22 protein-coding genes are annotated in these 16,082 nt (G+C 67.9%); 9 read left to right on the top strand and 13 right to left on the bottom strand.

Going from position 1 to position 16,082, the window contains the following annotated elements; genetic code table 11:
• Positions 1-49 precede the first annotated feature (49 nt).
• Positions 50-685 (top strand): PH domain-containing protein, encoded by a 636-nt coding sequence (locus tag NO364_RS02115; RefSeq protein ID WP_257628412.1) that lies wholly within the window; start codon positions 50-52, stop codon positions 683-685.
• The gene (locus NO364_RS02110) at positions 682-1,311 is read left to right on the top strand and encodes a PH domain-containing protein (RefSeq protein ID WP_257628411.1); all 630 of its coding nucleotides are present in this window, start codon (positions 682-684) and stop codon (positions 1,309-1,311) included. Before NO364_RS02115 ends, NO364_RS02110 begins: the two co-directional genes overlap by 4 nt.
• Here the strand turns inward: NO364_RS02110 and pdhA are convergent.
• The 11 genes from pdhA to NO364_RS02055 form a co-directional block, all read right to left on the bottom strand.
• Positions 1,281-2,381 carry a pyruvate dehydrogenase (acetyl-transferring) E1 component subunit alpha gene (gene pdhA, locus NO364_RS02105; protein ID WP_420191784.1) on the bottom strand — a complete coding sequence of 367 codons (1,101 nt, stop codon included), beginning with the start codon at positions 2,379-2,381 and terminating at the stop codon, positions 1,281-1,283. The two genes, NO364_RS02110 and pdhA, sit on opposite strands and share 31 nt — an antisense overlap.
• A gap of 123 nt (positions 2,382-2,504) precedes the next feature.
• Positions 2,505-3,200, bottom strand: a complete 696-nt coding sequence (locus tag NO364_RS02100) for a metallophosphoesterase (protein ID WP_157688936.1) — start codon at positions 3,198-3,200, stop codon at positions 2,505-2,507.
• A gap of 37 nt (positions 3,201-3,237) precedes the next feature.
• Complete coding sequence (locus NO364_RS02095) at positions 3,238-3,783, bottom strand: J domain-containing protein (protein WP_420191868.1); 546 nt, start codon at positions 3,781-3,783, stop codon at positions 3,238-3,240.
• 106 nt (positions 3,784-3,889) lie between these two features.
• Positions 3,890-4,648: a proteasome assembly chaperone family protein gene (locus tag NO364_RS02090; RefSeq protein WP_157688939.1), complete on the bottom strand. Its 759-nt coding sequence runs from the start codon at positions 4,646-4,648 to the stop codon at positions 3,890-3,892.
• A gap of 5 nt (positions 4,649-4,653) precedes the next feature.
• Positions 4,654-4,836, bottom strand: coding sequence for an RNA-protein complex protein Nop10 (locus tag NO364_RS02085; RefSeq protein WP_157688942.1), 183 nt, complete (start codon positions 4,834-4,836; stop codon positions 4,654-4,656).
• A 67-nt stretch (positions 4,837-4,903) separates the two neighbouring features.
• On the bottom strand, positions 4,904-5,704 hold the full coding sequence (locus tag NO364_RS02080; RefSeq protein WP_157688944.1) for a translation initiation factor IF-2 subunit alpha: 801 nt from the start codon (positions 5,702-5,704) through the stop codon (positions 4,904-4,906).
• 4 nt (positions 5,705-5,708) lie between these two features.
• On the bottom strand, positions 5,709-5,882 hold the full coding sequence (locus NO364_RS02075; protein ID WP_157688946.1) for a 30S ribosomal protein S27e: 174 nt from the start codon (positions 5,880-5,882) through the stop codon (positions 5,709-5,711).
• Positions 5,879-6,160 (bottom strand): 50S ribosomal protein L44e, encoded by a 282-nt coding sequence (locus NO364_RS02070; protein WP_092631957.1) that lies wholly within the window; start codon positions 6,158-6,160, stop codon positions 5,879-5,881. Before NO364_RS02070 ends, NO364_RS02075 begins: the two co-directional genes overlap by 4 nt.
• 123 nt (positions 6,161-6,283) lie before the next feature.
• Positions 6,284-7,069 carry a VOC family protein gene (locus NO364_RS02065; RefSeq protein ID WP_257628408.1) on the bottom strand — a complete coding sequence of 262 codons (786 nt, stop codon included), beginning with the start codon at positions 7,067-7,069 and terminating at the stop codon, positions 6,284-6,286.
• 54 nt (positions 7,070-7,123) lie between these two features.
• The gene (locus NO364_RS02060; RefSeq protein WP_157688950.1) at positions 7,124-7,570 is read right to left on the bottom strand and encodes a TIGR04206 family protein; all 447 of its coding nucleotides are present in this window, start codon (positions 7,568-7,570) and stop codon (positions 7,124-7,126) included.
• On the bottom strand, positions 7,570-8,682 hold the full coding sequence (locus tag NO364_RS02055) for an OBG GTPase family GTP-binding protein (protein ID WP_157688952.1): 1,113 nt from the start codon (positions 8,680-8,682) through the stop codon (positions 7,570-7,572). The genes NO364_RS02060 and NO364_RS02055 overlap by 1 nt, the downstream gene beginning before the upstream one ends.
• A 115-nt stretch (positions 8,683-8,797) precedes the next feature.
• Between NO364_RS02055 and NO364_RS02050 the strand changes: the two genes are divergently transcribed.
• From NO364_RS02050 to NO364_RS02025, 6 genes are all read left to right on the top strand, one after another.
• On the top strand, positions 8,798-9,001 hold the full coding sequence (locus NO364_RS02050) for a VNG_1110C family protein (RefSeq protein WP_157688954.1): 204 nt from the start codon (positions 8,798-8,800) through the stop codon (positions 8,999-9,001).
• 80 nt (positions 9,002-9,081) lie between these two features.
• Complete coding sequence (locus tag NO364_RS02045) at positions 9,082-9,444, top strand: DUF7541 family protein (protein ID WP_157688956.1); 363 nt, start codon at positions 9,082-9,084, stop codon at positions 9,442-9,444.
• A gap of 77 nt (positions 9,445-9,521) precedes the next feature.
• On the top strand, positions 9,522-9,818 hold the full coding sequence (locus NO364_RS02040; RefSeq protein WP_157688958.1) for a DUF6684 family protein: 297 nt from the start codon (positions 9,522-9,524) through the stop codon (positions 9,816-9,818).
• Between the two features lie 121 nt (positions 9,819-9,939).
• Positions 9,940-11,655 (top strand): cbb3-type cytochrome c oxidase subunit I, encoded by a 1,716-nt coding sequence (locus NO364_RS02035; protein WP_157691089.1) that lies wholly within the window; start codon positions 9,940-9,942, stop codon positions 11,653-11,655.
• Positions 11,656-11,839: 184 nt separating this feature from the next.
• Complete coding sequence (locus NO364_RS02030) at positions 11,840-12,109, top strand: DUF7520 family protein (RefSeq protein ID WP_257628407.1); 270 nt, start codon at positions 11,840-11,842, stop codon at positions 12,107-12,109.
• Positions 12,110-12,133: 24 nt separating this feature from the next.
• Positions 12,134-12,532 carry a universal stress protein gene (locus NO364_RS02025; protein WP_157688962.1) on the top strand — a complete coding sequence of 133 codons (399 nt, stop codon included), beginning with the start codon at positions 12,134-12,136 and terminating at the stop codon, positions 12,530-12,532.
• A 159-nt stretch (positions 12,533-12,691) separates the two neighbouring features.
• Here NO364_RS02025 and NO364_RS02020 read toward each other — a convergent pair whose 3' ends face one another.
• Positions 12,692-14,011 carry a substrate-binding protein gene (locus NO364_RS02020; RefSeq protein ID WP_257629136.1) on the bottom strand — a complete coding sequence of 440 codons (1,320 nt, stop codon included), beginning with the start codon at positions 14,009-14,011 and terminating at the stop codon, positions 12,692-12,694.
• Between the two features lie 497 nt (positions 14,012-14,508).
• Positions 14,509-15,165, bottom strand: coding sequence for a protein kinase domain-containing protein (locus NO364_RS02015; RefSeq protein ID WP_257628406.1), 657 nt, complete (start codon positions 15,163-15,165; stop codon positions 14,509-14,511).
• A gap of 185 nt (positions 15,166-15,350) precedes the next feature.
• Here NO364_RS02015 and NO364_RS02010 point away from each other — a divergent pair, with 185 nt between their 5' ends.
• Positions 15,351-16,028: a haloacid dehalogenase type II gene (locus NO364_RS02010; protein WP_257628405.1), complete on the top strand. Its 678-nt coding sequence runs from the start codon at positions 15,351-15,353 to the stop codon at positions 16,026-16,028.
• Positions 16,029-16,082 lie beyond the last annotated feature (54 nt).

Genomic DNA, 16,082 nt, shown 5'->3' with positions numbered 1-16,082 from the left:
CCCGAAACCCGCGACCAACGTTTACAAGCCTCGCCGGAGAACGCCGCGTATGGCCTCTCGTCCCGATTGGTTCTCGCTCGACACCGGCGAGACGGTCGTCTGGGAGGGCGCGCCGCGGGTGCGTCGCGTCCTGCCGGCGGTCGTCGCGGCGACCCTCTGGATCGCTCTCCTCGCGGCCGGCGCGGTCCTCGCCGGCCGGACGCTCGTCCTGTCCACGCCGGTCGTCGTCGGCGGTGCCGTCCTCCTCGCGCTCCCGGCGGTCGCCGGGGTCGCGTGGCGCTACCTGCGGACGGTCAACGTCGAGTACGTCCTCACCGACCGGAACTGCTACCGCAAGCGGGGCGTCCTGTCGACGAGCGTCACGCGCGTCGGCCTCGCGGACGTCGAGCGCACCGCCCTCCACAAGGACGTCTGGGGGCGCCTCTTCGACTACGGGGCCGTCTCGATCAGCACCGCGGGCACCGACGGCGTCGACCTCCGGTTCACCGACCTCGACGACCCCGAGACCCTCCGCGACGAACTCCGACGGCTGGTGGGCGCGGAGAGGGGAAGCGGGCTCGCCGCGGCGTCGTCGGGACCCGCGGGGGCCGGACTGGACGCCGCGACGGCCGATACGCTCCTGACCGAGTTCGGCGCGCTGCGCGCGGCGGCCGACCGCCTGGACCGGGAGGTGAGCGACGGATGAGCGAGGCGTCGGTCGACGACGGACCCCCGCCCGAGTGGCTCTCGCTCGACCCCGACGAGGAGGTCGTCTGGACCGGCCAGCCGGCCTTCGAGACGCTCTACGGCACCATCGCGACCGGCCTCGTGTTGACCGTCGTGTTGATCGGCTTCCTGATCCTCCTCGGGGTGCCCTTCGCCTACTTCCGGATCCAGAACACCGAGTACGTGGTCACCACCCAGTCGCTGTACGTCAAGCAGGGCATCTTCTCGACCAACATCGAGACGGTCGACCTCGACCGCATCCAGAACACGGAGTTCAACCGGAGCTTCTGGGGCAAGCAGTTCGACTACGGCTCCATCTCGATCAGCACGGCCGGCAGCAGCGGCGCCGAGATATCCTTCGACGGCATCCCGGACGCCCCCGCCGTCCGCGACCGCATCACCGAGTTGAAGCGCCAGCGGACGGAGCGAGAGGGCGGCGAGGGCGAGGGCGGCGACCGGCCCGCGAGCGCGGACCAGCTGGCCGAGTTGATCGAGGAGGTCCGGGCCACCCGCGAGGCGTTCGAACGGGTCGAGCGTCGGCTCGCGGACGGCGAGGAGGACGGCGACCCCGACGATCAGTCCCGCACGAACGCCTCGTCGCCGTAGCGGTCCAGGATGTCGAGAAAGCCCGCGCGCTGCTGGCGGAGTGCCGGCGGCAGGTCGCCGTAGGCGTGATCGAACATGGAGGCCGGGTCGGCCTCCACCTCGGCCGCCGCCTCGACGACCGCCGCGACGTGGTCCTCGACTCCCGCCCTGATCTCGTCGTCCCGGTCGTCGTCCAGGCGGCCGGTCCGACGGAGGAAGGCCGCGAACCGGTCCAGCGGGTCGCGGTCCTTCCAACGCTCGACTTCCTCCTCGTCGCGGTAGACGGTCGGATCGTCCGCGGTCGTGTGGGCGCCGTAGCGGTAGGTGACGGCCTCGATCAGCGTCGGGCGCGTCTCGTCGTCGTCGGGGTCGCGGGCCCGCTCGACGGCCTCCTTCGTCACCGTGTAACACGCGAGCGGATCCATCCCGTCGACGCGGACGCCCTCCATGCCGTAGGCCGCCGCCTTCTCCGCGATGGTGTCGCTCGCCGTCTGGCGCTCGACCGGATGGGAGATGGCCCAGCCGTTGTTGTTACAGAAGAAGACCGTCGGGGTGTCGAACACGCCCGCGAAGTTCATCGCCTCGTGGAAGTCGCCCTCGCTCGTGGCGCCGTCGCCGAAGTGGACGACCGCCGCACGGTCGTCGCCTTTCAGCTTCGACGCCCACGACATCCCGACCGCGTGGGGCAGGTGGTCGGCGATGGTGATGTTCAGCGGGAAGACGTGTTTGTCCGCGAGGGTCGCGTTGCCCGACTCGTGGCCCATCCAGTACGACAGGTAGCCGGCGTCCAGGTCGCGGACGACCACCGCGCCGTGTTCGCGGTACTGATAGAGGATCCAGTCGTCGTCGGCGAGGGCGTACGTCGAGCCCACCTGCGCGCCCTCCTGCCCCGCACACGAGGCGAAGGTGCCGAGTCGGCCCTGCCGCTGGATGTTGATCGCCCGCTCGTCGAAGTGACGGGTCAGGCGCATGTCGCGGTACATGTCGAGGAGCGTCCCGTCGTCCAGATCCGGAATCGCGTCCTCGTCGACCGGGACGCCGTCCTCGTCCAGCACCCGGACGAAGTCGGCGTCCTCGTAGTCCACGGTCAATCACCCCACCCCCGCCCACGTCCTCGTTCCCCGGGGCGCCGTCGGGCGACGCGGGGGGCGGCTCTTCGCCGTGGCCGTGACCGTCCTTGCATACCTCGGTCGAGAACCTCCGCCGAGTAAATCCTATCGCCGCCGGAGGTGGGGGCGCAGGTCGGAAAGTGGGGGAAACCACAGCGTCTCCCCGTCGGCGACCACGCCGGGACGGGCCGCGTCGAGGGTCGACACCAGCGGCGAGTCGACGTCGTCACGTCGCTCGACCCGGACGCCGGCGGCGACCGCCGAGAACGCCGGGAGCACGAGCGTCGGCCGGTCGCGGTACCCCGACTCGGTCCAGAGAAAGCAGTCGCGCTTGTCGCCCTCGACCGTCAGCGCCGGGTGGACGTGCCCGCAGACGTACCGCGCGGCGTCGGTCGCGGGCGCCTCGTGACCGTGACAGACGACGGTTCCGTCGGCGAGTCGGTAGGCGTCGTGGACCGGCCCCGGCCACGCGTCGTCGAGGCCGCCGTCGTGGTTGCCCGCGACGGCGACGGGGCGGGCACCGGCCGCCCGGATCCGCCCCGCGAGCGTCCGGAGCGTCCCGACCGCCCGCGCCCGCGGCGTCCCGAACCGGTGGAGCAGGTCGCCCGCGAGAACGACCGTCTCCGGATCGGTCGCCGCGACGACCGCGGCGAGGCGCTCCCGGAGGTCCGCGCGCTCGTCGAGCAGGGGACCGGCGTTCGACGCCGCGGCCCGGCCGACGTGGAGGTCGGCGACGACGAGCGCCGCGGCCGACGGGAGGTGGACCGCACGGCCCTGCGTCGGCGGAGTCGAGGGGGGCACGCTCGCCCGGTGGGACCCGACGGCCAAAGCGGTGACGCTAGTCAGCGTGCTCTTTGGCCGTCGCGTAGGCCTCGCGGAGGCGACGGAAGGACTCGCTGTCCCCGCCCTGATCGGGGTGGACGTCCTTCACGCGCCGTCGATACGCCGCTCGGACCTCCTCGGCGTCGGCCGTCGGCTGGAGGCCGAGCCGCGAGAACGCGGCGCCGACCGACTCGCCTCCCGCCGTCGACCGCCGGCGTCCGGCCTCGGGCACGTCGAAGGGGAGTCGCCGACCGAGCGCCGACGCGGGCATCTCGTGCTCACAGAGGACGGCGTGTGTGTCCGTCCCGTCGATGGCGAAGTACGCCTGCGGATCGAAGGTGATGGCGACCGCCCGTTCGGGCAGGTAGAAAGCGACCGTCTCCGCGTGGACCGACGCATCCTCGACGTACCGCTCGCCGACGGTGTCGAGGTAGGTCCGGATCTCCGCGCGACGGCGGTCGGTCCCGTCGATCCGGCGGCGCCGATCCGGCGACGGGGTGGGGAAGAGCCGATCCCCGGCGACGAAGATGCCCGCGATCAGGAGGGCGACGGCGACGCCCATGGCGACCCCGGCGACCAGCCACGTCGGCAGCAGGGACACCCACTCCAGAGGCACGCCCCCCTGTTGGAGTCGCGCGGTAAAGAGTTTCCCGACGGCGGCGACCCGCTCAGCCGATATACCGGAGGTCGTCGTCGGTCGGCACCTGGGCGCTCTGGTTTTGCATCTCCTGGATCTTGCCGACGACCTCCTCCATCTCCTCGGCCCGGTCCTCCAGGGACTCGTAGTCGAGTTCGAACCCGAGGACCGACTCCAGCACTTCGAGGACGGCCCGGGCACTCTTGGGATCGACCAAGTAGCCGCTGGTCTCGCCCATCAGGCAGGCGGCGTCGAGGCCGCGACGGCGGCCGAGCCCCAGCAACAGGCCGCTGACGCCGACGATGCCGCCGGCGGGCTCGTCGTCGCGGAACTCGACGCCCGCGTCCGTCAGGTCCCCCTTCAGGTCGGCGTCGGTCACCGCGCCGAGGACGTGGTACTCCTCGATGAGTTCGCCGGTGGGGACGCCGCCGAGGGCGAAGAGCCGGTCGGTCCCGAGCTCCGTGGCGACGTCGAGGAACGCCTCGGTGAGGTGGTAGTGGCCGGCGTTGCTCCCGGCCTGGTGGTCGCCGGTGAGGACGAGCAGGTCGCGGCCCTCGGTCTCGACGGCGTGGAACTCGGCACAGACCAGTTCGGCGACACCCTCGTCGTCGATGCTCACCTGCGGCGGGAACTCGTCGGCGTAGACGCGGCGGACGAGTTCGCTCTCGAACTCCTCCAGCAGGTACTCCGCGGCGAGTTTGCCAACGTGGCCGACGCCGGGGAGCCCCTCGATCAACACCGGGTCCGACGGCGTCGCCTCCGCGACCGTCTCGATCTCGATGGCGTCCATACCGCCTATTCGCGTTCGCGGCGCTTAAGAGCGCGTCGGTACTCCCCGTACGGGTCCGCAGGATCGAACGGCGCGGGCGCGCTGTTGACCGCCTCGGCGCCGCACTCCGGACAGGTCTCGTCGAGCGTGTACACCGGGCGGTCGTGGGCACGCTCCCACGAGCCACACACCCGGATGTCCGCCTTCATGCTCCCGTTCGCGTCCGGGCACCGGCATCGGTGAGCGTGTGCCGGCTCCGGCACGCGATCGGAGCGGTCATTCGTCGTCGGTCTCGCGCTCGCGGTGGTACCGTGCCGTGCCGCCCGCCGTCGTGATTGCCTCGCGGGCGCGCTCGGCGCTGGCTTCGAGTTCCGACTCCGCCCGCTTGTAGTCGGGGGCCTGCACCTGGATACGGTACTCCGGCGACCCGACGTAGGAGACCGACAGTTCGATCTCGTCGCTCACGTCGCCGTTGCCTTCCGCGGCCTGCAGCGCCTCCTTGATGTGGTCGACGCCGTCCCCGTTCGGACACTCCAGGTCGACGTAGCCCGTGACGTTGACGTAGGGGACCGAGACGTTCTCGCGGGCCGTGGAGACGACCGTCTCGACGTCGTCGTCGTCGAGGTCGACGTCGTCGAGGGCCTCGGTGCCGTGGATGGCCGCCGACTCGAAGGCGTCGTAGAGGCTCTCGAACTCCGCGAGGAGCGCGTCGGCGACCCGCCGGTACTCCTCGTCGGCGACGTCCTCGCCGAGGGCGAGTGTCATCCACTTGTCGGCCTTCTGCTCGTTTTTCCACTCCTGAATCTTCTCCTTGTGCTGGTGCTCGTTGACGTCCTTGATCGAGAGGTCGATCTGCTGGGACCCCTCGTCGACGTCGAGCACCTTCGCGACGACCGTCTGTCCCTCGCGGACGTGGTCGCGGACGTTCTTGATCCAGCCGCTGGCGACCTCGCTGATGTGTGCGAGCCCGCGCTTGTCCTCGTACTCCTCGAGGTCGACGAACACGCCGAAGTCGGTTATCTCGTCGACCTTGCCGACGACGAGTTCACCCGGTTCGGGCCAGCCACTGTACTTCATGGTGTCAGCGTGCCTCGACGGTGCCGGTGACCTCGCCCTCGAAGGCGGCGTGGCCGCCCGTCGGGCGGGCGAGCGTGCTCCCGCAGACCGCGCAGTTCACCGTCGTCGACACCTTGTCGAAGACGGTCTGTTCGTTGCCACAGTCGGCGCACTCGACGGTGACGAAGTTCCCCGTCATTCCTGGAACTCCAGTCGACCCGCGCGCCATCCCTCGCGCATGTGAGCCTTGCCACACTCGGAACAGCGGTACTTCAGGTTGGTCTTCTTGGTGGGCTTGTCGCCACCCGGCACCTTCGAGAACTTCCCGGCGTTGCCGATGGTGGACGTGTTGCGCTCGCGCTGGCGGTCGATCCACTTCATCCCCGTCTCGCGACCGCGACGCACTTTCTCGACCTCGTGCTCGAAGTGCCCGTTGCAGTGCGGGCAGTACGTGTTGAATCGGCGTGGCATCTGCATAGATAATCTACCTTACCGAGGATTTCGCGTCGGGCGTTAAAACCCGTTCGGTGTCCGCTCGCCGCGACGGCGGGCAGCCGGCCCCTGGGGGCCCTCGGCCCGGGTTCCGGGACCGGCCGCCGATCACTCGGGAAACAGCGGCGGCGACAGGCTCTCGCGCTCGATGAGTTCGATCTCGTGACCGTCCTGGTCCGTCGTGAACGCGTACATGTCGTCACAGGAGGCGGGGTCGCGATAGTCAGCCGCCTCGCGTTCCATCAGTTGCTCCCAGTCCTCGTGCAGGTCGTCGACGCGGACACAGAGATGTCCCCAGCCGTCGCCCATGTCGTAGCTCCGCCCGTCGTAGTTGTAGGTGAGCTCGACCGCCATCGCCTCCGGCGCCGCGCCCGCGGGCTTGGTGAAGTAGTTGGCGAAGGTACCGGCCTCCCAGCGACCCGTCGGGACGTGTTCGAACTTCCGGGTCCAGAAGCCCAGAGCCTCGTCGGCGTCCTCGACGCGGATCATGGTGTGATCCAGGCTCCACCGGGCGCCCTGGTCCCGTTCGACCAGCTCCACCTCGTGGCCGTCGGGATCCGTCACGAACGCGTAACTCCCGCCACAGGAGTCGGGGTCGCGGTAATCCTCGACGCCGGCGTCCATCAGTTCCTCGTAGGCGTCGTAGACGTCCTCGACGCGAACGGCGATGTGCCCCCACGCGTCGCCCATCTCCGTGGGCCCGCCGTCGTGGTTGTGCGTGAGCTCCAGCATCGCCCCCTCCTCGTGCATGTCCTCGGGACCGAGGTAGACGATGGTGAAGTCATCGGCCTCCCAGCGGTCCTTCTCCTCGTAGTCGAGGGTGGACTGATACCACTCCAGCGAGTCGTCGAGATCCGCGACTCGCATCATGACGTGATCGAGCGTTCCGTCCATATCCGACGGGTGGACCGGCGGGGCGAAAAGCGTACCGCAACCGGCGGGTCGCGATCAGCCGTTCCCGCCGGACGCGAGGAACGGCCGTGCGTAGTACCACCAGGCGACCGCCCAGCAGGCGACGGTTCCGAGCGGCCAGGCGACCCGTCCGGGCTGGACCGAGAAGCCGCGGGCGAGGGTCAACTGCGCCACGCCGGCGGCGACGAGGAGGCCGGCAGTCACCCGGCGATCCTCGCGGCCGCGGCAGCCCGCGGCGGCGCTCGTGAGCGCGAGGAGGTAACACGCGACCGAGAGCGGCCAGGCGGTGATGTACGGTGGCAGACCGCGCGTGTAACGGAGGAGGAAGTCCCAGAGGAAAGTGACGCCGACGGGATCGACGTTGGCCAGTCCCCACGGGAACACGAACGTCGGCGGACGCCCGCCGGCGAAGGTCTGGACCGACCACGGCACCGCGAGGAGCGCGAGGATGGCGCCGAGTCGGCGGGTCGGGGACGCGGGCACTATCGTCGGGCGACGACGCGCATCACGTCCTCGTCCTGAAGTTCGTGGTCGCGGCCGACCTGCTGTTCGTCGTGTTGCGCGCTGGGGCCGGTGACGCGGGCGAAGCGGAACCGCTCGTCGAGGGTCCCGCCGAGTTTCGAGAGCGCGTCGTCGACGGTGTGTTCCCCGTCGCGCAGGACGAGCGGTTCCTCGTAGTCGACGCCGCGGCCCGGCTTGTCCATGTACACGCGGATCAGGCCCAGTGCGTCCCAGATCTCCTCTTTGAGCGCGTCGAGACCGCGTCCGTCCTCGGCGCTGATGAAGACCACGTCGTCGGGGTCGAGGCCGTGGTCGCGGAGTGCTTCCTCCACGGTCGGGAGGTAGTCCTTGTCGATCAGGTCGGCCTTGTTGACCGCGACGATGGAGGGGAGGTAGACCCGGTTGTCCTGGATGCCGTCGATGAGTTCGTCGATGGAGCAGTCACCCCGGATCGTCACGTCGGCGTTGACGTAGCCGTGTTCCCGCAGGACGCTCTTGATCGTCCCCTCGTCGAGGCTCACGTCGTCCGTAGTGGTGACCCGGAGGCCACCCTTGCCGGTCTTGTTGATCGAGAGGTTCGGCGGCGACGTGTCGAGGCGGACCTTGTTGGCGTACAGTTCCTCGCGGAGGCGGTCGTAGTGCTGAATCTCGAACACCGAGAGGAGGAAGACGACGAGGTCGGTCGTCCGCACGACCGACAACACCTCCTGTCCGCCACCGCGGCCGCCGGCGGCTCCCTCGATCAGCCCCGGCACGTCGAGGATCTGGATGTTGGCGCCGTTGTGTTTGAGCATCCCCGGGTTCACGTCGAGGGTGGTGAACTCGTACTCGCCGACCTCGCTTTCGGCGTTGGTGAGGGCGTTGAGCAGGGTGGACTTGCCGACGCTGGGGAAACCGACGAGGCCGACGGTGGCGTCGCCGGTCTTCTCGACGGCGTAGCCGCCGCCGCCACCCGAGGAGGCCTGCCGTTCGAGTTTCTCCTTTTTCTCCGCCAGTTTCGCCTTCAGCCGACCGATGTGCTGCTCGGTGGATTTGTTGTACGGCGTCTCGGCGATCTCCTCGCGGAGGTCCTCGATCTCCTCCTCCAGACCCATTACCCGCCACTCGGCCGGCGGCGTCGAAAAACCTGTTCCTTCGACGTCCCCACGCCAAGTGATAGAACTTCGACACGGTTATACTGGGGTACGGAGACGTGTCGGGTAGCTACCGATGCCGGATCCCGAGCGGCTGCGAGACAGCACACAGATCGTCCTCCCCTGCGAGGAGCTCTCCGGACTCAGGGAGACGCTAGAGTCCGAGTTCGCCGTCACCGTCTTCGCGACGGACGACGCCGTGTGTCGGATCGTCGGCAGTCCGGTCGAGATCAAGGCTGTCGGGCGATTTCTCGCCCGGCACGGGATCAACCTCGCGTGACGCGGGCGAACGCCGACGTCCGAGATAGCGGACGGCGACGGGTCGAAGCGTTTTCTACCCTCGACCGCAAACGGGCGGGCATGGACGAGCAACCGGGGCTGAGTGACCAGTACCGGATGGCGAGCCCCTGGCCGCCCTTCGTCGCGCTCGGCATCCCCATCGCGGAACTCGGCATCCTGTTCGACGTGTTCGTCGTCGCCGTGGCGGGACTGCTCCTGTTCTGTGGGAGCCTCACCGGAATGATCCGCGAGGCGGGCTACGCCGAGACGGCCTGGCGGCCGCTTGCGGTCTTCGCCGTCCTCCTGTTCGCCGTGGGCGGGGTCCTCGCCTTCACCGACGTCGCACTCGTGACCCGCGGCTACGCCGTCATCGCCGCGGGCGCCATCCTCGCCGCCGCCGGCGTGGCCGGGGAACTGTTCGTCCCCGAGCGGGAACCGATCTGAGCGACCGTCGGCCACCGCGTCGACGCCGTTCCCAGCGGATGGAAACCTATTTGTTCGGCCGGTATTTTTGATGAGCCATGTCGACGAAAGTGTTCGATCGGGACACGATGCTCGATCTGACGGTGAATTTCATCCCACTGTTCATCCTCTTCTTTTTCATCGTCGGCTACAGCCTATACAACCCATTCACCCTGGGGTCGACCGAGCGCATTCTCCAGTACGTGCTACTGGGCGCACCCTTCGCCCTGCTCGCGATTCTGACCTACCTCTCGGGGAAGGCGATCGCGTCGACGGAGAAGACCAGCCCGGTGTACATGCCCGGGGCGGCGACGGTCGACGGGGCGGAGCCGATCGAGGACGAACACGAGGAGTAGGCGGGCCGGAATCATACCCACGGCGGCGGATCCGTCGAGAACCGCACCCGAATATTTCTTAACCCTGCGTTCCTGAGCAACTTCCATGCAGATCACCGGACAGTTAACGTTGACGGTGCTCATGGGGTTCTTCCTCGTGATCATCGCCGCGTGGCTCGCGCGGATCGAAGACTGGCGGTCGTACACGCCGCTCGGGAGCGGCGGTGCGGCCGGCGAGTCGGGATACGTCTCACGGGAGAAACCGACGGGACTCAGTCGCTGGCTGACAACCGTCGACCACAAGGACATCGGGCTCCTCTACGGCGCCTACGGCGTCCTCGCCTTCGTCGTCGGCGGCCTGATGATCATGGTCATGCGGATCGAGTTGCTCGACCCCGGGATGACGCTCATCTCGAACTCGTTTTACAACTCCCTGCTGACCAGTCACGGCATCACCATGCTGTTCCTGTTCGGAACGCCCATCATCGCGGCGTTCGCGAACTACCTCGTGCCGCTCCTGATCGGGGCGGACGACATGGCGTTCCCGCGGATCAACGCCATCGCGTTCTGGCTGCTCCCGCCGGGCGCCCTGCTCATCTGGGCCGGGTTCTTCCCGCTCGGTGACGTGATCCCCGCCCAGACCGCCTGGACGCTCTACACGCCGCTTTCGGCCGGCGTCGGCGGCGGGAATCAGGCCAACGCGGGCGTCGACCTGATGATCCTCGGCCTCCACCTCACCGGCGTCTCGGCGACGATGGGGTCGATCAACTTCATCGCGACCATCATCACCGAACGCGCCGAGGAGGTGACCTGGGCCAACCTCGACATCTTCTCGTGGACCATCCTCACCCAGTCGGGGCTCATCCTCTTTGCCTTCCCGCTGCTCGGGAGCGCGCTCGTGATGCTCCTGCTGGATCGTAACCTCGGCACGAGCTTCTTCGCCATCGAGGCCGGCGGCACGATGCTCTGGCAACACCTGTTCTGGTTCTTCGGACACCCCGAAGTCTACATCCTCGTCCTCCCGCCCATGGGCATCGTCAGCTACGTCCTCCCGCGCTTCGCGGGGCGGCGGCTGTTCGGGTTCAAGTTCGTCGTCTACTCCACGCTCGCCATCGGCGTGCTCTCGTTCGGTGTCTGGGCACACCACATGTTCGCGACGGGGATGGATCCCCGCCTGCGTGCCTCGTTCATGGCGGTGTCGATGGCTATCGCCATCCCCTCGGCGGTCAAGACGTTCAACTGGATCACCACGATGTGGAACGGGAAGGTCCGGCTGACGACTCCGATGCTGTTCTGTGTCGGGTTCGTCTCGAACTTCATCCTCGGGGGCGTCACGGGCGTCTTCCTCGCTTCCATCCCCGTCGACCTGGTGCTTCACGACACCTACTACGTCGTCGGTCACTTCCACTACGTCGTCATGGGCGCCATCGCCTTCGCCGGCTTCGCCGGGCTCTACTACTGGTTCCCGATGTTCACCGGTCGGATGTACCAGCGCCGGCTCGGGAAGATCCACTTCTGGACGTGGATGATCGGCTCGAACATCACCTTCCTCGCCATGATCGTGCTGGGCTACGGCGGAATGCCGCGCCGGTACGCCACGTACCTCCCCCAGTTCGCCACCTTCCACCAACTCGCCACGCTCGGGGCGGTGCTGATGTTCGTCGGCGGCCTCGTCTGGACGTACAACTTCGTCGTCTCGTGGCTCGAGGGTCCCAAGGTGCAGGACGGCGACCCGTGGAACCTCCGCGACGACGGCATGTACACCAACGAGTGGCAGTGGTTCGAGGACAAACAGGAGACGGCCATCGCGGACGGCGGCGACGAGGAGGTCGTCGCCGACGGCGGCACCGAGGAGTAAGGACGGCGCCGTTCTCCGTCAGGTCGCAAGCAGGATTCCGGTGACGAACATCAGGAGTGCGACCGAACCGAGGACGATCCCGAGGAGGTCCGTGTTGCTCATACGGGGTCCAACGGTGCGTGCGGGCAAATGACCATCGGTCCGAAGGGAAAGCGCTAATCGGCCGGTTCCCTTAGCCTGGATCGTGTCCGGGACGCAGACGCCCCTGAACGGCCGCCGGTTCGTGTTGTACCTCTACGTCGTCATCGTGGCGATAGCCGGCGCCCTCGGGGTCGTCCTCGGCGAGGTCGTCGACATGGGCGAACCGCCCCGACTCTTCTTTCTCGTTCCGCTCCCGCCGAACGGCGCCGGCTTCGCGGTGTACGGCGTCGTGACCGTGGCGGTCGCACTCGGCCTCCCGCTCGCGCTCGTCGCCTACGTTTCCCGGCAGGCGGATTCGAGGGAAGACACTTAGGACCTGGCCGCTCCAAGACCGAATATGTACCACGCCGTTATGGGTGTCGACGACAACGAGGAGCGGGCGATCGCGTGTGCGCAGGCCGTCGCCGACCTGCCGGGTGCCGGCTCGGACGCCCGGGTCACCATCATCCACAGCTTCACGGACAACCCGACCGGGGCCTCGGCCCCCCAGATCGGGTCCGTCCGCGAGGCGACCGAGTATCTCGAAGGGGAAGGAGTCGAGGTGACGGTGACCGAGTCCAGCGGCGACCCCGCCGAGCAGATCCTCGACGTGGCGGAAAGCGAGGACGCGAACCTGATCGTCGTCGCCGGACGGAAGCGGTCGCCGACGGGCAAGGCGCTGTTCGGGAGCGTCACGCAGTCGGTGATTCTGAACGCCGACCGGCCGGTGATGGTGGCCGGCGACACCGACGACTAGACGCATCTGGCGGCGACTCCCCGCCGGTCACGACCGTCACGCGGCGTCCTAGATTCGATGTGAAACTCCAGGATTCCCCGGCGTCGGGCCCGACCCGTCTAGTGACCGGCGTTGTGTTGCGTATCGGTCGGTCGTGTTCGACGGGGGACAGCGCGACGACTACTCGTCGCCGTACTCGCCGAGTTCGCACTCCGCGGCCGGGCCTTCGTCACAGCCGTAGCCGAGTTCGTCGCGGCTGGTCAGGTCGATGAGCTCGTAGTACTGCCCCGTCCGCTGTTCGGACTCCGGGAGGCCGCGGACGACCGGAACGGCACGCTGGGCCTGGTGGTCGCACGCGCGCATCGTCTCGGAGCCCATGCCGATGTTGTCGTACTCGTAGTCCTCGAGTTGGCGGATGACCTCGGGCGGGTAGAAGGTGCCGGCGCGCTCGACGGCCGCCGCGTACTGGAGCGTCTGGGCGTAGGCGAGGTGTGCCACGCCGGAGGGGACGCGGTCGTACTCGTCCTGGAACGCTTGGAGGAACTCCTGGGACGGCGTGTTGTCGATCTGGGCGTCCCACGCGACGGTGCCGAAGACGCCCTCGATGGCGGCACCCGCGGCCTCGGCCATCGGCCGGTTGTATAACGGGACGACGAGTTCCATGTCCTCGGCGAGACCGGCGTCGACCGCCTGACTGACCGACGTCGCGCCGTCCAGTCCGTAGTGGTTGAGCACGAGGACGTCCGCCCCGGAGTTCGATGCCTCCGAGAGGTACGAGGAGTAGTCGCTGGTGCCGAGCGGCGTCGCCACCGAGTCGACCTGCTTCCACCCGGCCGTCTCGGAGAGGAACTGGTTCATCGACTCCTGCTGGGTCCGTCCCCAGCTGTAGTCGGCGTAGAGCTGGTAGAACTGCAGCCCCTCGCCGTACTCGTCACGGAGGACCGGCGCCAGCGCCTGTCCCGTCATGTGCACGTTGAACATCTCGCGGAAGCCGTAACGCAAGCAGTCCCGTCCAGTCGTGTAGTTCGAGTGGGTCAGACACCCCATGAACACGGTCCGTTCCTGCTGGCACAGGTCCTGGACCGCGATGGTCACCGCCGAGGACGAGCCACCGCTCACCATGATCGCGTCGTCACGCCGGATCATCCGCGCCGCCCACTGGCGCGCGGTGTCGGCGTCCGTCTCCGTGTCTCCGCTCACCGAATCGATCCGATAGTCGAGGACGCCGTCACCGGAGAGGTCGTCGAACCGGGAGTCGACCCAGCCGCCGCCGTTGTTGAGGTGATCGACCGCGAGCTCGTACCCCCGGAGTTCGTCCTCCCCCTCAGCGGCGTAGGGCCCGGACTGGGGCACGGTGAACCCGAACGTCGCTGTGTCGCCTTCGATGGGGTAGTTGCCGAGTTCGGAATACTCCGATCCGCCGCCACCGTCACCGCTACCCCCGAGTGGGGCCGACCCCGACGAAGAGGGTTCGTCGTCGCCGGTGATTCGGGTGACCATCACGCCACCCCCTCCCAGCACGCCCACACTCAGGAGGCCGAGTACGGATCGGCGCGACACCAGCGGAGCGCCGTCCGACCCCGTCCCGTGTCGTGTAGCGGAGGCCGGCGAACCCTCGTCCTGGTCGACTGCTGACCGCGACCCAGTCCGGGAGCCGGTGGCAACCGTTTCGGTGCTGTCTGCCACCGTTTCGGCATCCCTCTCGGTCGTCCGATCCGTCGGTTCGGGTGCCGGGGACGCTGTCGGGGGGTTCCCGCCGACCACGTCGTCCGAGACGTGTTCCGCAAAGAGCCGATCCAGTTCCTTCCTGAAAGTGAGGACCCCGTCGTACCGATCGGCTTTGTCCTTTGCCAGCGCCTTCAGCACGGCCTCGTCGACGGCCGCCGGTACCTCGGGATTGACCGTCGACGGCGGGTCCGGGTCCTCCCGTAGAACACCCTGCATGACGGCCGTCGACGATCCGGAAAACGGCGGCTCACCCGCCACCAACGCGTACACTAGCGTCCCCAGTTGGTAGATGTCGGTGATATCGTCGGGGCTTCCGTACTCCTCGGCGTCGAACTGTTCCGGCGCGGCATACGTCGGTGAGATTCCCTCGATGCTATTGGAGTGGTCCAGTAGCATCTTGGCCAGCCCCAATCGCTGACCTTCGGATAGTCCCACTTGCCCTCCGGCGTATCCCGCAACAGCACGTTCGTGGGTTTGATGTCGAGGTGGGCGACACCGTGACGATGGCCGTATCGAATCCCCTCGGCGATACGGCCGGAGAGCCACAGTGCCTCGGCGACGTCGATCGATCCGAGCTGTGCTTCGAGCGTCCCACCGTCCATGAACTCCAGGGCGAGCCACGGGAGTGGTTCCGCACCCCACGTGTAGACGGAGACGACGTTTTCGTGGTGGTTTAGGCTTTCCCACGTCTCTGCCTCCGTTTCGAACCTCTGGAAGACGCGCTTCCGAATCGTACCTTCGAATCGCGGTTCCTTGACTGCGATCGGGTACGTATAGCCGTCCTGGTCGAGGGTCGCACGGTACACGTCCGCGTCGCCCCCCGTGCCAATCCGCTTCCCTTTCTCCAGGTCGCCATACCCGAAGTCCGACAACGTGTGCGGGGCGACCGCCTCCGGGATCCGGTCGTCGTCGGCTGGCCCTGGCATCACTGTCCGATACAATCATACAATCGTCATAAAATGTCGGGCTCGGGGACGGTATGGATTCGAATCGGCCACGAAGAGGCAATACCGTCGTCGACGACGCGGCACTGATCGACGCCGATCCGTTCGTCTTCGTGCACCATCGAGCGGGGGAACGAATACAAGCGAATCGCCCCTATCCACCGGACATGGCCGGCATCTGCTTCGACATGTACGGAACCCTGTGTGATACGAGTAGCGTGCGCGCCCGCCTGGGCGAGGAACTCGACGTCGCGGACCGGCTGGTGGCGGCGGTCGACGAGGTGTGGCGCCGCAAACAGCTCCAGTACTCCTACCAGAGCGCACAGATGGACGACTACGAGCCGTTCTGGGAGATCACCGGCCACGCGCTCGAGTACGCGCTGGCCCAGTTCGACCTCGATCCCGACGCGTCGACCCGCGAACGCATCCGCGAGACGTACGACCATCTGGAGCCGTTCCCGGGAGCGGCGGAGACCCTCGACCGCCTGTCGACGGCCGGCCACGAGGTGGTGGTTCTCTCGAACGGCAACCCCGCGATGCTGGAACGGCTCGCGGAGAACGCTGGGCTTCGGTCTCACCTCGACGGAATCGTCAGCGCCCACGGGGTACGGACCTTCAAGCCCGACCCTTCGGTGTACGAACACGCCGCCGAGACCCTCGACCGACCGCTCGACGACTGTCGACTCGTCTCCTCGAACGCCTGGGACGTCGCCGGCGCCGGCAACGCGGGCATGGCGACGACGTGGGTGAACCGTCGGCGCGACCCGCCGGAGGCCATCGGCGCACACCCCGACCGCGAGGTGACGACGCTGCCGGACGTCGCCGACGACCCGTGCTCGAACTGAGCGTGATCGTTCCGAGCCATCATCAAAAGGGCGACAGGACGGGCCGGCGTTCCT

Source organism: Haloplanus salinarum (assembly GCF_024498175.1).
Classification (GTDB): domain Archaea; phylum Halobacteriota; class Halobacteria; order Halobacteriales; family Haloferacaceae; genus Haloplanus; species Haloplanus salinarum.
This window is presented reverse-complemented; position numbering and strand designations above follow the sequence as displayed.

Bases quoted from the DNA above. Each gene is read 5' to 3' on its own strand.
- NO364_RS02020 (WP_257629136.1), bottom strand. From the start codon at position 14,011: ATGGTCACCCGAATCACCGGCGACGACGAACCCTCTTCGTCGGGGTCG.
- NO364_RS02085 (WP_157688942.1), bottom strand. From the start codon at position 4,836: ATGAAGGCGGACATCCGGGTGTGTGGCTCGTGGGAGCGTGCCCACGAC.
- NO364_RS02095 (WP_420191868.1), bottom strand. From the start codon at position 3,783: ATGGGCGTCGCCGTCGCCCTCCTGATCGCGGGCATCTTCGTCGCCGGG.
- NO364_RS02040 (WP_157688958.1), top strand. From the start codon at position 9,522: ATGTCGACGAAAGTGTTCGATCGGGACACGATGCTCGATCTGACGGTG.
- NO364_RS02065 (WP_257628408.1), bottom strand. From the start codon at position 7,069: ATGGACGGAACGCTCGATCACGTCATGATGCGAGTCGCGGATCTCGAC.
- NO364_RS02045 (WP_157688956.1), top strand. From the start codon at position 9,082: ATGGACGAGCAACCGGGGCTGAGTGACCAGTACCGGATGGCGAGCCCC.
- NO364_RS02080 (WP_157688944.1), bottom strand. From the start codon at position 5,704: ATGAAGTACAGTGGCTGGCCCGAACCGGGTGAACTCGTCGTCGGCAAG.
- NO364_RS02010 (WP_257628405.1), top strand. From the start codon at position 15,351: ATGGCCGGCATCTGCTTCGACATGTACGGAACCCTGTGTGATACGAGT.
- NO364_RS02015 (WP_257628406.1), bottom strand. From the start codon at position 15,165: ATGCCAGGGCCAGCCGACGACGACCGGATCCCGGAGGCGGTCGCCCCG.
- NO364_RS02025 (WP_157688962.1), top strand. From the start codon at position 12,134: ATGTACCACGCCGTTATGGGTGTCGACGACAACGAGGAGCGGGCGATC.
- NO364_RS02115 (WP_257628412.1), top strand. From the start codon at position 50: ATGGCCTCTCGTCCCGATTGGTTCTCGCTCGACACCGGCGAGACGGTC.
- NO364_RS02050 (WP_157688954.1), top strand. From the start codon at position 8,798: ATGCCGGATCCCGAGCGGCTGCGAGACAGCACACAGATCGTCCTCCCC.
- NO364_RS02070 (WP_092631957.1), bottom strand. From the start codon at position 6,160: ATGCAGATGCCACGCCGATTCAACACGTACTGCCCGCACTGCAACGGG.
- NO364_RS02090 (WP_157688939.1), bottom strand. From the start codon at position 4,648: ATGGACGCCATCGAGATCGAGACGGTCGCGGAGGCGACGCCGTCGGAC.
- NO364_RS02035 (WP_157691089.1), top strand. From the start codon at position 9,940: ATGGGGTTCTTCCTCGTGATCATCGCCGCGTGGCTCGCGCGGATCGAA.
- NO364_RS02110 (WP_257628411.1), top strand. From the start codon at position 682: ATGAGCGAGGCGTCGGTCGACGACGGACCCCCGCCCGAGTGGCTCTCG.
- NO364_RS02055 (WP_157688952.1), bottom strand. From the start codon at position 8,682: ATGGGTCTGGAGGAGGAGATCGAGGACCTCCGCGAGGAGATCGCCGAG.
- NO364_RS02075 (WP_157688946.1), bottom strand. From the start codon at position 5,882: ATGACGGGGAACTTCGTCACCGTCGAGTGCGCCGACTGTGGCAACGAA.